The organism is Microvirga massiliensis, assembly GCF_001006805.1.
In the GTDB taxonomy this organism is placed as follows: Bacteria; Pseudomonadota; Alphaproteobacteria; order Rhizobiales; family Beijerinckiaceae; genus Microvirga; species Microvirga massiliensis.
Window position 1 is genome coordinate 618,454 of the sequence record NZ_LN811352.1, and the last position, 14,417, is coordinate 632,870.

The following is a 14,417-nucleotide window of genomic DNA, read 5'->3' on the forward strand; positions in this document are numbered from 1 at the left end:
CGCGGCGGGCGCCGATGCGCTGGTGATCGTCACCGAATGGGACCTGTTCCGGGCGCTCGATCTCGAGCGCCTCAAGGCCGCCCTGAACGCCCCCGTGCTCGTCGACCTCAGAAACATCTACCGCCCTGACGAAATGCAACGCGCAGGGTTTAACTATGTCAGCGTCGGACGAGGCACCGAAGCGGGAGAGCCCGCGTGAGCGACACGCGCCGGGTCCTCGTCACGGGCGCCGCCGGCTTCATCGGCTTCCATGTCGCGGCTCGTCTGGCCGCGCAGGGCATCGAGGTCCTCGGGGTCGACAACGTCAACGACTATTACGATGTCGCCCTGAAGGAGGCGCGACTCTCGGAACTGCGCCAGCATCCGAGCTTCCGGTTCGCCCGCCTCGACATCGCGGATTCGGAGGCCTTCACCCGGGAGATGGCGGCCTTCGCGCCGGACGTCGTCATCCATCTCGCGGCCCAGGCGGGGGTCCGCTACTCCCTCGATCACCCCCATGCCTATGTGCGCTCCAACCTCTCGGGCTTTCTGACGATCCTCGAGGCCTGCCGGCACCACCCGGTCTCCCACCTGATCTACGCCTCGTCGAGCTCGGTCTATGGCGCGAACGAAAAGGTGCCGTTCTCCGAGCACGATCGGGCCGACCATCCGGTCTCGCTCTATGCGGCAACGAAACGGGCGAACGAGCTCATGGCCCACACCTATGCGCATCTGTTCGGGGTGCGTGCGACGGGCCTGCGCTTCTTCACGGTCTACGGCCCGTGGGGGCGGCCCGACATGGCTTACTTCAAGTTCGTGCAGGCGATCACGGAGGGGCGGCCGATCGACGTCTACAACAACGGCGAGATGGAGCGGGACTTCACCTATATCGACGACGTCGTCGATGCGATCGTGGCGCTCGTGGACCATCCGCCGAGTGCCGACCCGACTTTCGATCCGAACCGGCCGGATCCCGCGACTGCCGCGGCGCCCTTCCGAATCTACAACATCGGCAATCATACGCCGGTGCGGCTGCGGGACTTCATCGCCACGATCGAGACGGCTCTGGGCCGGAAGGCCGAGCAGCGCCTGCTGCCGATGCAGCCCGGCGACGTGCCCGCGACCTACGCCGATGTCGACGATCTCTCGGCGGCCGTCGGGTTCTCGCCCAAAACACCGATCCAGGAAGGGATCCGACGCTTCGTCGATTGGTACAGAGCGTTCTACCTTCAGGAAGCAGTCACTCGATAGGACATCAGAACTGGAAATAGATGAAGCTCTTCTGGGCGACCGGCATGAGCATGATGAGCAATGCGGCGGCAGCGCCAAGGCTCACCCAGACAGCCTTCTCGGCGAACCGGTCAGAATGCGGGGCTCTCCGGCGTGACGGCCGAAAGACGTGATCGGCAGCGATCACGCCGAGGATCAGGAGGATCGTTCCGTCCCGGGTCCCTTCAAGGGGTGAGTTCCCGATTGCGCGCAGGATCATCATCGCATCGGGCAGTGTCTCGGCCCGAAAGAACACCCAGCCGACCAGCACCCAGAGCTGTGTCAGGGCAAGCGCAATAGCCCGCCCCAGAATGGGTCCAAGTCCGGGCAGGTTGAACTCCGACCTTACAGTTGACCAGGCTTTGTGAACGCAAAGCCCGGTGCCATGCAATGCGCCCCAGAGCACGAAATTCCAGCTCGCGCCATGCCACAGGCCGCCGATGATGAATGTGAGGAACAGATTTCGGTGGGTCCGGGCATGGGACCCTCGATTGCCGCCGAGCGGAACGTAGAGATAGTCTCTCAACCAGGAGGAAAGCGAGATGTGCCACCGGCGCCAGAACTCCGTCACCGATGTGGCCTGGTAGGGATAATCGAAGTTCCTGGGCAGCCTATACCCGAAGCATCGCGCCGTCCCGAGCGCCATGCAGGAATAGCCTGCAAAGTCGAAATAGATCTGCCCGTAGAATGCGATTGCTGCAGTCGTGAGTGAGGAGGCATTGCTTCCTGCCACGTCGGCGAAGACAGGATCCACGATCAAAGCGAGCGTATCGGCAATGACGGCTTTGTAGAGCAGTCCGCGCAGAAACAACAGCACGCCGTGCATCTGCTGCGTCGGCCCGAAATGACGCTTTCGGTAAAGCTGAGGCAAAAAGGAGGAAGCTCGAACGATTGGCCCTGCAATCAGCTGAGGAAAGAATGCGATGTAAAGGGCAAGGGTCAAGAAGTTCGTCGACGGGGCCACCTTGCGCCGATGGACATCGGCGACGTAGCTGATGGCGTGAAACGTATAAAAGCTGATGCCGACCGGGAGGAGAATGCTCGGAAGCGGCACCGAAAGCTTCAGTCCGAGTGCCTCGAAAAGGCTCGTGGCGTTCAGCGCCAGGAAATCGAGATACTTGAAGACAGCCAATACCGCGACACTGGAGCCGATGCTCGCAACGAGAACCGGAAGCGCTCTGGTGTGATCCCGCTGCAACGCTCGCCCGGCGCAATAGGCGTTGAGCGTCACCAGCAGCATGAGGCTGCAGAAGCGCCAATCCCATGCTGCATAGAACAGATAGCTGGCGATCGTCAGAAGGATGGTTCGCACTCGGTTGGTCGAGCACGACCAATAGAGTCCATAGACGACGCCAAAGAAGAGCAGGAACTGCAGGGAAACGAAATTCACTTCAGGATCCCACTCACGTGGATCCACTCCGCGAACCGGCGCGAGTTCATCTCGCGGCCCTCGCCGTTGAGATGCGTGGCGTCGAACCAGTGCTCCGGCCTGTTCAGAGCGCTCAGAAACTCCTTGTCGGCCATGGGCGCGCAAGGGTGGACTTGCTCCTGAGAGCAGAACGAGATTCTGTACATCCGCTCCGGATACGAAAGTACGGGAACCGCATAGAAGCCGAAGGTATCGATCCCCATCCTGCGCAATTCCTTGATGCGAGCCGCCTAGAAGCCTGCCGCCCAGCGCGAGTGTTCATCATCGGCCGTCGATGCGGCTCCATCTCCTTCGATCGCGGAACCCATCCGAGCATCGAGTTCCATGGTGCTCATCGCGTCCCGTTGCGGCGTGACGAGAGGCGGTTCCGGCACGACGGACTCATAGGTCTCGCTGCCGTGCAGGAAACCTGCACCCAGAGCTCGCAGAAATGCGTGTTCGAGCACATCGACGGAGGCTATCAATCTCTCCCGCAGAGCCACGCTCGAATCGACCCAGATCCAGTCCAGGCTCTCTCGCGCACTCGCCCGATCCATCATGCCGATCATGCGATCGGTAAAACGATTTTGCCGAAACAAGCGAAGCGGGTCGTGATCGTAATAGGCTGAGATTTCAAACAGAACCGCGGTGGGACGGAATCTACTGCGCGCTAGGGTCTCGCGGAGATGCACCATGCGCTCGATCGGGGACATCCCCCCAGCTGCCAGGATGATAATCCGCGCTGCCACGCCCCTCCTTGCAGTTCCGATTCGACGGTGGACGGATTGATCCCGTGCACCGTGTAGCTGCTGCCGAGAAGAAGGATGGCACCCCGGGGCGTAATCTCCTCTCTCGCGAATTTGGCGAGTCGGCGTGGCTCGGAGCGGTACAATGCGTCGGCATGGCTGGATAGCATCTGCACGACGATATGGACCGCGACGAAACCGACGGCAGCGAGCATCATCCCTGCCCTCCCTCGCTGAATTCGGAGGCGAGGGACCAAGCTCATTAAAACCAGAAGAAGAGCTCCGGAAACGAGAGCGGATAGTCGCCCCGCGCCATGAAGCAGCGCAACTGCAACCGCACCCGTCATGGAGACAGTCACCGCCACTGCAATACCCGGCGGAAGCCGGAGACCGGTGCGCTGAAGGGTCCGAAAACGCAGGCAAGCTGCCAGTGTCAGCAGAATCCCGACCGCGAAGAGAATTGCGGACGTTCTGCTGGCTGGAACCCAGAGATAGTAGCCGGTTCCGGGAGGCGCCGGGAATTGTGTCTGTCTCCGGAAAATCTGATCGTTGGAGAACCAGAATGTCGGAGTGAAATCTCCTGCTGCAGTACCGTGGCGAAGCGGAGTCGCCGAGACCGCTCTCCAGGGTTTGCCGCACACATTCCGAAATGCTGACGGAAAGTGCGGCCGCACGAGCGAGCACATCGTGTCCCGGCTATGCGGGGCTAGCACTTCGAACAGCATACCCCGGATGACCGCTTTGCCGCGAACTCCCTCAGGGAGATCGGCTACGTGGATTCCATCGGCTTTCGTAACGAATGCCGGAAGCCAGCTACCGCTCCCGATGCCGGGAAATTGTCCTTTGCAGACGACGAACAGAGCGCAAACGACAACGCCGAGGGAAACGGGGAGCCAGCGAAACGCGAAACTCACACTACCAGCGCCCCGATATACCGAAACCGAACAGCTTTCGGCCAAGTAGCCGCTAACAGGCCTATCGCGCTGTCAGAAAGACCTCAAGAGCATGCGTGCCTGGACAAAAGCCATAGGCCAGAAGGCTGAGCTCGTCATCGTGAGCACATTCTTTTCGAGTCACTGCTTCGATGCGTGCGATGCTCGTAGACGACACTTCTCGTTTCGAACCGATACGAAACTGCAGAGACCAGGATATCTTCGCTGTCTACGACTCGCTTCGCGGTCGAATGAAGTGTGGCGGGTCGGAAAGACTTTCGAGACCGCCCAATTGGCATCGCGGCAGGACGGTTCGCCGCGCGAATGTTTTAGGCGCAAGCGTCTGGCCGGGCCAGACGATCCATCACGACGCTCGCCAGACAATTTTCCGAAACACTTTCCGGTTGCCGGAGGATCCGGAACAGTCGAATTGAAGTTTCGCTCGCCTAATTATGTACTTGCTTACCCCATTCATCTGCTCAAACGGGCCGCTGACCCGCGGCATAAGATTCGCAGCAGTCAATCCTATCCGTTCAACAGGAGCCATCCAACCATCATGACTGGCGCGACCGCACCCAAGATGAAAGATATAATCTGAGAAACCATCGCCATGCCCTTCCGCAAGGAGAACTGCTTGAGACGGCTGCGGTTCCCCGGTCAGGAACTATGTGCGGCTTGGCTGATTGTCAGGCAGACACTCATGTCGAGGATGGAGAGATCGATGCGGTCCGTGCTGCTCAGCGCCCTTCTTGGCGCGACTGCCCTTGCATCGGCCGTGCAGGCGCAGTCACCCGGCTCGGCGCCGGTAGCCGCTCCCTCGGGCGAGGTCCGTGCCAAAGCGGCCATAAGCGAGTGCGACAGCCTGATCGCGTATCTCAAGCAGAGCCCGGACCCGGAAAAGCGAGTCACCCTGGAGCAGGCTCGGGCTTGGCGCCAGGAGCTGGCTCCGGACCCCTGCCGTGAAAACCTCGACCGCCTGACCAGAGCTGAGGAAAGCGCTACCAAGACCGATATGGCGGGGCTGAACTCCAGAACGCCGAACGGCCCCGCAGGAGCACCCAAGCCAGCCCCGCCGCAGACTGCAGCCATGCAGACTGTCCCACGGGATTCCGCTCAGCAGCCGGTCGCCGAAGCCGCTCCCCCGCAGGTATTCGTCCAGCAGAAGCAGCCGAACGTCACCATCCGCCAAAAACGCCCGGAGATCATCGTCCGGCAGGCTCCGCCGATCATCACGGTTCAGCAGCCGCAGCCCGAGATCATCGTCCGCATGCCCGAGCCTGACGTGAATATCGCGATGGTGCAGCCGCAGATTGAAGTTCGGATGGCCCAGCCGCAAGTCCAGATCGTGCCGCCGCAGACTCAGGCCCAACCGAACTTCGAGGTTGATCGTCAGAAACCGGACGTTCGGTTCGAGCGCACTGGAGAGCCCGAAATCATCTATCAGCCGGCCGAAGGCGAGCCGAAGATCCGGTTCGAGTCTGCCGACGCGGTGACCGCAGAGAACACCGGTTCGCCTTCGGGCAATTCGGCAGCGCAGCAGGACGCACCGCTACAAGCTCCGCGCACCAACCTGACCCAGCAAGGTGCACAGGCAAGCCTGAACTCCGACTTCAGGTCGGCAGTGCTCGCGACACCTGCGAACGGGCCTCCCCAGACGGGGGCGATCCCAGGATCGGTTCAGCAATCCCTCAAGATTTCCGATCTCGAGGCGCGAAAAGTCTACGGTGCAGGAGGCGCTGAGCTCGGCCCGATCACGAAGGTCGTCTCCGGACCTCAGGATCGCCGATTCCTCATCGTGGGTTATGGAGGCTTCCTGGGGCTTGGACGGAAGAGCATAGCCATTCCCCTTGATCAGATAGCCCTCAGGCAGGATCGGTTGGTCGCCTCCGAGGTCACCGACGATTCCGTCAAGGCCATGCCGGAATTCAAGGACGGTCGCGGATATCGAGAACTCGACGTCGATGAAGCCGCCGTCGTGCCGGTTTTGCGTTGACGCATCCGACGTGCCAGCGTCGGGAGCATAAGGCATGAACGATTTCCGGCGTTGGGACGGCTTTCAGGACGGGCCGTTCATTCGCCGTGTCCTGATCGTCACCGCATTCGTTCTTCTGGCGCTGATTCTCTGGAAGCTCTCGAACGTTCTCATTCTGGCGTTCGGGGCCGTGCTTGTTGCCGTCATCCTGCATGCTGCTGCTGACGCCTTGGAGCAGTACGGCCGTGTTCCTTCCCGGTGGGCGCTGACGACAGCCACGATCCTGGTTGTCCTGCTCTTTGTCACCGTCATTGTGCTGTTCGGCGCGCAAATGCGGACGCAACTGTCCTTCGTCGCGGAAAGGCTTCCCTTCGCGCTCAACAACATGCTGAAGGAGCTGGGACTCGGCGCACTGGTCGAGCAGTGGCCGGAGATGCTTGGGTTAACCCCGGGTGGCGATTTCGTCGCGCGGATTGCCGGGATCGGCGGTGCGGTCCTGAGCGGCCTTGCGGACTTCCTGCTCGTCGCGATCGGCGGGATCTACATCGCGGCTGCTCCACGGACCTACTGGATGGGCCTCGTGAAGCTCTTCCCGGCCGCACAGCACGACCGCATCGAATCGTCTCTGACCGCTGCCGGACGGGCGCTGCGACTATGGGTAATCGGTCAGCTCATCGCGATGACGATCGTCGGCGTGCTGACGGCCACCGCTCTTTGGCTGATCGGTGTTCCTTCGTTCATCGCTCTCGGTTTGATTGCCGGCCTCATGGACTTCATTCCGTTCGTCGGGCCCATTCTCGGGGCAGTGCCGGCAATCCTCCTTGCCTTCACGGTCGATGGCTACACAGTTCTGTGGACGATCGGCGCTCTCGTCCTGATTCAGCAACTCGAGGGAAACGTGATCTTTCCGATGATCGAGAAACGCGCTGTCGCGGTGCCTCCCGCTTTGGCCCTCTTTGCGATCGTGGCGGGAGGGGTCCTGTTCGGGACTCCCGGCTTCATCTTCGGTTTCCCGCTTGCCGTGGTGGCGTTCGTCCTCGTCAAGAAACTCTATGTCCGCGAGACCCTAGGCGAGGCCACGCCCGTTCCCGGAGAGCCTGCCTCCGAAGCTGGCCGCCTGCCATCAAAGTGAGGGCTCCGCATCATTGCGCTCCATGTCTTCCAGCGGCCAGACGACCGTGCGCTCGAGCAACTCTCGAAGGGTGAAGTCTTCCTCCGGGCCGGCCACCCGATCCCGGACCGAAATTCCGGCCGTGTGGACGGTCTCAGGATCACCGGAGACCAGAGGGTGCCACCAATAGAGATCGCGCCCTTCCGCCAGAAGGCGATAGGCACAGGTCGGTGGAAGCCACGACAGCGTCGTCACGGTCGCCGGTGTCAGGCGAACGCAATCCGGTACCAGCGTCTGCCGGTTCTCGTAATTGCGGCAACGGCAGGTATCCGAGTCCAGCAGCGTGCACCCTACATCCGTATAGGCGATCTCCCCCGTGTCCTCGTCCTCGAGCTTGACCAGGCAGCAGCGGCCGCATCCGTCACAGAGGCTCTCCCACTCGCGGTCGCTCATGGCCTCCAGGGGCTTCGAGCGCCAGAACGCCTCAAATTCCGTCTCCACAGTCACAATGTCGCACTTTCTGCCGGTCTCACCGCAGGTTAGCGGTCTCTCGCCTTGTAACGGAATTCAGGCGAGGATGTGAAACGTGCCGTCCCCGAGCGCGTTTACCTTTGCCTTTCCGGAAGGCGAGTTTTCCTCGTCCCGCCCCATAAAGCCTGATAGGTTCACCGGCTGTCGGACCAGTCAGAACGACTTCAAGGACTGCTGTGCGCCCGCTCCGCTCTCCATCCGTCTGGACCCGCATCAAACGCGCGGCGCTCGACTTCGATGCGTGGCTGAACTCCTCGCTCTTCGAGGGGGGGCGCTCGCTCCAGTCCGCCTGGGGATCCTATTCGCGAGCGGTCAACAAGCTGCGTGTCCGGGGCCCGCTCCGCGTCATTCTCGACCTGACCAGCGAGGGGGTCACACTCGGCCTCGCCGGCGGAGTCCTCATGCTAGGGCTCGCGATCCCGGCCTTCCGGGAGACGGATGAGGGCTGGCTGAAGACTCAGGAACTGGCCGTCACCTTTCTGGACCGCTACGGCCAGGAAATCGGGCGGCGCGGGATCCGTCATGACGATTCCTACCAGCTCGAGGACTATCCCGATTACCTCGTCAAGGCCGCCCTGGCGACGGAGGACCGGCGCTTCTATGACCACTGGGGCATCGACCCGATCGGGACATTCCGCGCACTCACCGTCAATGCCCGCGATGGTGGTGTCGTTCAGGGCGGCTCCTCAATCACGCAGCAGCTGGCCAAGAATCTCTTCCTGACCAACGAAAGATCGCTCGAACGGAAGATCAAGGAGGCCTTTCTCGCAGTCTGGCTCGAGTTCCATCTCACGAAGGACGAAATCCTCAAGCTTTATCTCGATCGAGCCTACATGGGCGGCGGGACGCATGGTGTGGTGGCGGCCGCAGAATACTACTTTGGCAAATCGGCACGCGATCTCACCCTGGCCGAGTCGGCAATGCTCGCCGGCCTCTTCAAGGCTCCAACACGTTACGCTCCACATATCAACCTCCCGGCCGCTCGGGCACGGGCGAATGATGTCCTCACGAACATGGTCGAGGCCGGGTTCCTCACGGAGGGCCAGATCCAGACTGCTCGCCGCAACCCTGCCACGCCGGTCAATCGCAATCGTGAGAGCTCGCCCGACTTCTATCTGGACTGGGCCTTCCAGCAGGTGAAGCGGCTCTCGGCGGAAGGGAAGCTGGGCGACGATCGCGTCCTCATCGTCAAGACGCCGCTCGACAGTGCTACCCAGAGGCGCAGTGAGCAGGTCCTGGAAGACATGCTTCGACAGTACGGCCGGCAATATGATGCCGACCAGGGCGCCATCACGGTCATGGACGTTGACGGGGCCATACGCGCCATGGTGGGTGGCCGGGATTATGGTCAGAGCCAGTTCAATCGCGCCGTCGATGCGCTTCGTCAGCCGGGCTCGTCATTCAAGCCCTTCGTCTATGCGACGGCGCTCACGGTGAATCCGAACCTGCGCCCTACCTCGATCGTGCGCGATCGGCCGATCTGCCTGGGCAACTGGTGCCCCCAGAATTACAATCGCTCGTTCTCCGGGGCGATGCCCCTGGTGAATGCTCTCGCCCGGTCGATCAACTCCATCCCGGTGTGGATGTCTCTCGAGATCGGGGGCGGCAATGCCAAAGCGGGGCGCGCGAAGATCATCGAAACCGCGCGCAAGATGGGTCTCACACACCCGCTGACGGACTCGACGTCACTTCCGATCGGCGCCGCTGAAGTAACGGTCATCGATATGACGGCGTCCTTTGCCGTGTTCGCCAATGGCGGCTTCCGGGCGAGCCCCTATGCGACATGGGAGGTGCGAAATTCGACCGGGGATGTCATCTACAGGCATGATCGCGACGATCCTCAACCGCGGGTGCTCGAGCCGCGTGTCGTGGCCGACATGAACTTCATGCTCAATAAGGTCGTGGAGGAAGGCACCGGGAGGCGTGCAGCGCTCGATGGAATCCGAACCGCCGGCAAGACGGGAACGACGAATGCGTACCGCGATGCCTGGTTCGTAGGATACACTGGAAACCTCGCGGCTGGCGTCTGGTTCGGGAATGACGACCATACATCGACCAAGAACATGACCGGCGGCACGCTTCCCGCGATGACATGGAAGGAAGTGATGTCGTTCGCCCACCAGAATCTGGAGATCAGACCCATTCCCGGCCTCGGCAGCGACGGCGCCGCATCCGTCGCCTCCGCGTCCGGAAAGAGCTCGGGCTCGAATTCCGATGCAAATGCCGGCGGGTCTTCTCTCTCATCTGGAACGTTGTCCCGCCGCTCTTTCGATGTCCTGGGGTCTATCGGAAGTCTGTTCCATCGCCTCCAGTCCCCTCCTCCACCGCCGGCACCCGCACGCTCGCCGCAGGCTCAGGCCGACCCGGAACCGCAGCATCGACGCATGGCGATGCCCTGATCATCCCCGAGACCTCTGACGTGACGAGTACAATCAATCGAGCGCCGGGGAGCCGAACGCGGCCACCCGGAAACAAGCCCACGAGGGGACCGCGACGCCTCTCGACGGCCGCCCTGGTGATTTATGCATGCTCCCTCGGCCTGCTCGTGGGTGTGGGATCAGCGTTCTATGCCGTCAGTGCCGATTACCCGCTCGGTTCCGTGACTGCCGGTCCCTGGAAGGCATGGCCCAAGGTCGGCTCTACCGAGGCGGACCCCTATGCGCGTGCGATGGTGGCACGGCGGGGCGAAATTCCGCTCGCTATCGGCGAGGGGCTTGCACTCAATGCCTCGGTCGATAGTGGCGGCGAACCGCTCGATGCACGCTGCACATATCGGGTCGCCGGCACGACACCGAGCGCACGCCTGTGGACGCTGACGGTTTATGATTCCGAGCGACGGCTCATCCAGACCGGGCTCGGCCGGAGCGGCATGACGTCGGCTGAAGTCCTTTGGGGCGACGAAGACGAATTTAACATCTCGCTTTCCAGGAATCTCGAGCCGGGCAACTGGATCCAGCTTCCGGAGGGGCGGTTCACTCTGACTCTTCGCCTTTATGACACCACCGCGGCAGCGGGTGCCGGCTCGCTCGAGGCGGATGATCTTCCGAGAATCGACCGTGGGGAGTGCTCATGAGCGAGAGCGCACGCTTCCTCCTCGCCACGCTCTGCGGCCTCGTTCTGGCTGCCATCATTCATCTCGTGGTGATCCTGCGCACGCCGGACTTCGCCGAGAACGATGCGTTTTCAAATCTGCGGCACTCGCTCACTGAGGATCACGCAGTGGTCATCAGCGCTCCCGGAGCGGATTCGGACTGGCTGCCCCAGGGGGATCCATCGGTGGTCGTCGCCGCCTGTGCGTTCGACCTGTCCGAGGGGCCGTCGCGGATTTCTGCGCGAGTCGGAGGGGCGGCTTTCGAGTCGCTCTCCTTTCACGGACAGGGCGGAGCCGTGTTCTTTGCCCTGACGGACCGCGCGGCCGTGAAGGGCGAATTGGATGTCCTCGTCCTTACGCGCCGTCAGCTGGATGAAGCCCTTGCGGCGGAGAGCGACGAAGCCCCCTCTCAGGATGTCCGCATCGTGTCTCCACGTCGGACCGGTTTCGTGGTGGTCCGGGTGGCGGCCCCGTTCCCGAGCCAGAGAGCCCAGGCGGAAGAGACGGCGCGCTCGGTCTCCTGTGTGATCGAGGGAGACGAAACGAGCTGACCGGCGTTGTCGGCCGACAGGCTGGCGCAGACTCAGCCCTTCGTCACGAGCGTGGATCTCTTGCGCCTGACATGTGCCGTGTCGGCCTCGATGCAGGAGCCTCCTCTCCAGATGGCTGGCGAGACTTCATCGAGTTCGCCGATCGCGAACTGAAGCGCATTCACGGACCGCTCCGCGTCTATGGCTTGCCCTTGAGGCATTGCGAGGAAGCCATGCTCGACGGCGTACCGATAGGATCCGAGGCGCGCGATGGCGGCCGTTCTGACCTGGGCTACCAGACAACGGTTCTCGCGGACACGGAGCACAACTGCGTTGAGTTCCGGTGGCGTGAGATCGGCGACATACACCGATCCCGAAAGGCGGGCTCGGTCGACAGCAAAGACCCGGCGCGCGTTTGCCGCAAAAGGTGAAATCAGAAGACGGTCCGCCGTGGCATCATCTGCGATCGTGAAAAAGCGCGAGGCGGGCGAGCGAAATTCTACGCCGACGAGCTTCGCATAATATGCCTCGGGAGACATGGTGCTCTGGAAGAGGAACCGATAGGCCCTCTGTCTCAGTTCGGCTTCATCATCGGTGAGAGGCAATGCGGTTGTAGCGGACGCTGAAGGCAGCTCCCCAACAGCCGCCATCGTGACGCTCCGTGTCGCAATGGAAGGATCAACCCGTCCGAAGTCGCCTTCCGGCACGCAAGCACATAACGCGAAACCGAAGGCGCCGAATGCAGCAAGCCAGTTCCTCGAGGCCCGGGCCCTACGATCTTCTCCTCTTTCCGCGTCCGTCAGAGGCAACCGGACGTGATGGCCCGGGGTTCGGATCGAGGCGTTCATAGCGCACACCGGTGAAGAGGAGGATCTCGCCACGCGGTTCTTCCGGTCCGGGAGCGGAGCGGGTCGGTCTGGACGACGGGTCAGGGAAAGCGATGATCACAGCCGCCATCCGCGTTTGATCCTCACTTATCATCCGGTCCTCCAGCCAGCACGAGTTACCGCCGGCGTTTGCTCCCGCTACAAAAGAGCGCCATGGTTAACAGGCGGTTTCCTCGACCCTCGATCCATGCACTTCGCTGCCTGTAAAACGACGCTGCCGCGCTTCAGGTTCCGTGACAGCAATGAACTGATCGTGAAGTCCTGGGCCGCCGCGGTTAACAGTCCGCTAAGCCGATCCTGCTAATTCGTTTCGAAGTTACGAGATCGGATCTCGAGAGTTGCGTATGTCGACGTCCGCGCACACCACGCTGTGGGAGATGCCTTTGGGCGCGCGGGAACCGGCGGCACTTCGCTCGGCTCTTCTGCGAGCCCAAGCCGAACTCTTCGTAGGGGCTCCGGCTCGCGACCGGGAAGTACAGCGATCCTTCGAGGCGCTCGCGCTGGGACTTCTGCAGAGAGTCGATCGCGACACTGCACAGGCGGTACTTCACACACTCGCTGCATGCTCGGACACGCCTGAAACGGTCGTGGATTATCTGATTCAGGCCCTGCCTGGCGAACGGTCCTGGGTTGCGCGTACTGCTCCGAAACTCTCGAATGCGGGTGTCGCCCTGCTCATGAGCTCGTCGGTGGACCGTGCTGCCCTGGCGGAGCGAACAGACCTGAGCGAAGCGGTCTACGAACAGCTGGCCATCCTCGCCGAGCCACAGGTTGATCTGGCGCTCGCGGCCAATGCCGCAATCGACCCGGAGAGTCCCGCCTTCCGCCACCTCCTCGGTCGCGCTCGTGCCGATGATCGTCTGGCTGCTGCAATCCTTCGCCGGGACGACCTCACCCCCGTCGACGAGGCAGCACTGTACCTCGCCGCCGATGGTGCCCGGCAAACCGAAATCCGGACGCGGCTCGCCTCTTCGGCCCTCTTCGAGCGGTCGCGCACCTTACCCCGCCCGGAGCCCACAGCGATCGAGGCACTCGTCCTCGCCGCTGTGGAAGGCGCGATGGATACCGTCGAGGCGGAGCTCGCAAGAGCATGCCGCTTTGCCTACCCGGCTCCCTGGCGTTTTCTCGAACCCGGACGCGGCGATCTGCTTCCACTGGGGCTTCGTGCCGGTGGCTTCGACGAGGACTGCGCAACCCGCGTCTTCCTGACGATCCATCCTGCGATCTCGCATTCCGTCCCACTGGTCTTCGGGATGGTCCGGACCTTCCGTTCCGTGGCCCGACCGATTGCGCTTGCGCTCGTCGAAGCGATCCTGAACCTGACGGCCGACATCGAGCGACGCGGGCAGCACCAGCCGCTGTTCGACCCGTCCGGCGTGCCGGAGCGCGCCGGTGCGCTCGATACCGCACGGCGCCTGGAGAATCCGGCTGCAGAGCGCCGGGTGGCGCGGTGATCAGCCGGAATCCGGTTCGTCCACGATGGCGAGATGAGGCGGCATCGTCCCGCTGTCCACCTCGAGCAACCACAGGTCGGGATCGAACTTTCTCTCCCGTCGTATGCGGTCTTCGACATCGGCGGGAGAAGCCCGTGCGAGGAGCGTCGTAAACAGGCGATCCGAAGAGCTCGACTCCACCAGACTCTGGGGTGCCGGCCCAAAGAGGCTTGCCGTTCCGTCGCGATGATCGACCTTGACGAAGATCGTGCCTGCTTCGGCTGCTCCGCGATAACGCAGCACCGCGTCGACCATGTCGATCGCACACTGACGCAGATAGGCGGCGACCCAGAAGTCCGAACGCAAACGCGCCACTGATGCGCTCCTTGCGCAATTTCAGGCGACGAGAGCCGTGTCGCCTGAACTTATAAAAAATCGAGGATCAGAGCCAATACCGTGAGAGCGGAAAGGACTCGTGTGACATGAATGCTCTTCGCAGCACGACGTCCGGAAATGTACAAGCCGAAG

General features: G+C 62.3%; 14 protein-coding genes. 8 read left to right on the top strand and 6 right to left on the bottom strand.

Translation table 11 applies throughout. From position 1 onward, the window contains the following. Positions 1-199: UDP binding domain-containing protein (locus BN1233_RS11845; RefSeq protein ID WP_048707836.1), on the top strand; the 199-nt coding region annotated here is incomplete at its 5' end. Further along, entirely contained in the window at positions 196-1,230 is a 1,035-nt protein-coding gene (locus BN1233_RS11850) for an NAD-dependent epimerase (protein WP_046863711.1), read from the top strand. The genes BN1233_RS11845 and BN1233_RS11850, both read left to right, overlap by 4 nt. A gap of 4 nt (positions 1,231-1,234) precedes the next feature. Here the strand turns inward: BN1233_RS11850 and BN1233_RS11855 are convergent, their stop codons facing one another. Genes BN1233_RS11855 through BN1233_RS11865 form a run of 3 tightly spaced genes read right to left on the bottom strand, consistent with a single transcriptional unit; the run spans position 1,235 to position 3,405 of the window. Beyond that, the gene (locus tag BN1233_RS11855; protein ID WP_046863712.1) at positions 1,235-2,638 is read right to left on the bottom strand and encodes an MBOAT family O-acyltransferase; all 1,404 of its coding nucleotides are present in this window, start codon (positions 2,636-2,638) and stop codon (positions 1,235-1,237) included. Beyond that, positions 2,635-2,880, bottom strand: coding sequence for a hypothetical protein (locus BN1233_RS11860; RefSeq protein WP_046863713.1), 246 nt, complete (start codon positions 2,878-2,880; stop codon positions 2,635-2,637). The genes BN1233_RS11855 and BN1233_RS11860 overlap by 4 nt, the downstream gene beginning before the upstream one ends. 27 nt (positions 2,881-2,907) lie before the next feature. Then, entirely contained in the window at positions 2,908-3,405 is a 498-nt protein-coding gene (locus tag BN1233_RS11865) for a hypothetical protein (RefSeq protein WP_147707168.1), read from the bottom strand. A 1,650-nt stretch (positions 3,406-5,055) separates the two neighbouring features. Between BN1233_RS11865 and BN1233_RS42800 the strand changes: the two genes are divergently transcribed. After that, positions 5,056-6,327: a PRC-barrel domain-containing protein gene (locus BN1233_RS42800; RefSeq protein WP_048707841.1), complete on the top strand. Its 1,272-nt coding sequence runs from the start codon at positions 5,056-5,058 to the stop codon at positions 6,325-6,327. A gap of 34 nt (positions 6,328-6,361) precedes the next feature. Then, positions 6,362-7,438, top strand: coding sequence for an AI-2E family transporter (locus BN1233_RS11880; RefSeq protein WP_046863716.1), 1,077 nt, complete (start codon positions 6,362-6,364; stop codon positions 7,436-7,438). On the opposite strand, the gene BN1233_RS11885 is transcribed toward BN1233_RS11880, so the two are convergent. After that, entirely contained in the window at positions 7,430-7,927 is a 498-nt protein-coding gene (locus BN1233_RS11885; protein ID WP_046863717.1) for a YcgN family cysteine cluster protein, read from the bottom strand. The two genes, BN1233_RS11880 and BN1233_RS11885, sit on opposite strands and share 9 nt — an antisense overlap. A 197-nt stretch (positions 7,928-8,124) precedes the next feature. On the opposite strand from BN1233_RS11885, the gene BN1233_RS11890 reads away from it, so the two are divergent. From BN1233_RS11890 to BN1233_RS11900, 3 genes are read left to right on the top strand one after another with little or no spacing between them, the layout of a single operon-like run. Beyond that, on the top strand, positions 8,125-10,347 hold the full coding sequence (locus tag BN1233_RS11890) for a transglycosylase domain-containing protein (RefSeq protein WP_046863718.1): 2,223 nt from the start codon (positions 8,125-8,127) through the stop codon (positions 10,345-10,347). Between the two features lie 20 nt (positions 10,348-10,367). Further along, positions 10,368-11,021, top strand: a complete 654-nt coding sequence (locus tag BN1233_RS11895; RefSeq protein WP_063776626.1) for a DUF1214 domain-containing protein — start codon at positions 10,368-10,370, stop codon at positions 11,019-11,021. Further along, complete coding sequence (locus BN1233_RS11900) at positions 11,018-11,590, top strand: DUF1254 domain-containing protein (protein WP_046863719.1); 573 nt, start codon at positions 11,018-11,020, stop codon at positions 11,588-11,590. The genes BN1233_RS11895 and BN1233_RS11900 overlap by 4 nt, the downstream gene beginning before the upstream one ends. Before the next feature lie 32 nt (positions 11,591-11,622). On the opposite strand, the gene BN1233_RS42805 is transcribed toward BN1233_RS11900, so the two are convergent. Beyond that, positions 11,623-12,219 (bottom strand): hypothetical protein, encoded by a 597-nt coding sequence (locus tag BN1233_RS42805; RefSeq protein WP_048707843.1) that lies wholly within the window; start codon positions 12,217-12,219, stop codon positions 11,623-11,625. Between the two features lie 581 nt (positions 12,220-12,800). On the opposite strand from BN1233_RS42805, the gene BN1233_RS11910 reads away from it, so the two are divergent. Then, positions 12,801-13,910 (top strand): DUF2336 domain-containing protein, encoded by a 1,110-nt coding sequence (locus tag BN1233_RS11910; protein ID WP_048707845.1) that lies wholly within the window; start codon positions 12,801-12,803, stop codon positions 13,908-13,910. On the opposite strand, the gene BN1233_RS11915 is transcribed toward BN1233_RS11910, so the two are convergent. Continuing rightward, positions 13,911-14,264, bottom strand: a complete 354-nt coding sequence (locus tag BN1233_RS11915; protein ID WP_046863720.1) for a DUF1491 family protein — start codon at positions 14,262-14,264, stop codon at positions 13,911-13,913. It abuts the gene before it with no gap. Between the last annotated feature and the right edge of the window lie 153 nt (positions 14,265-14,417).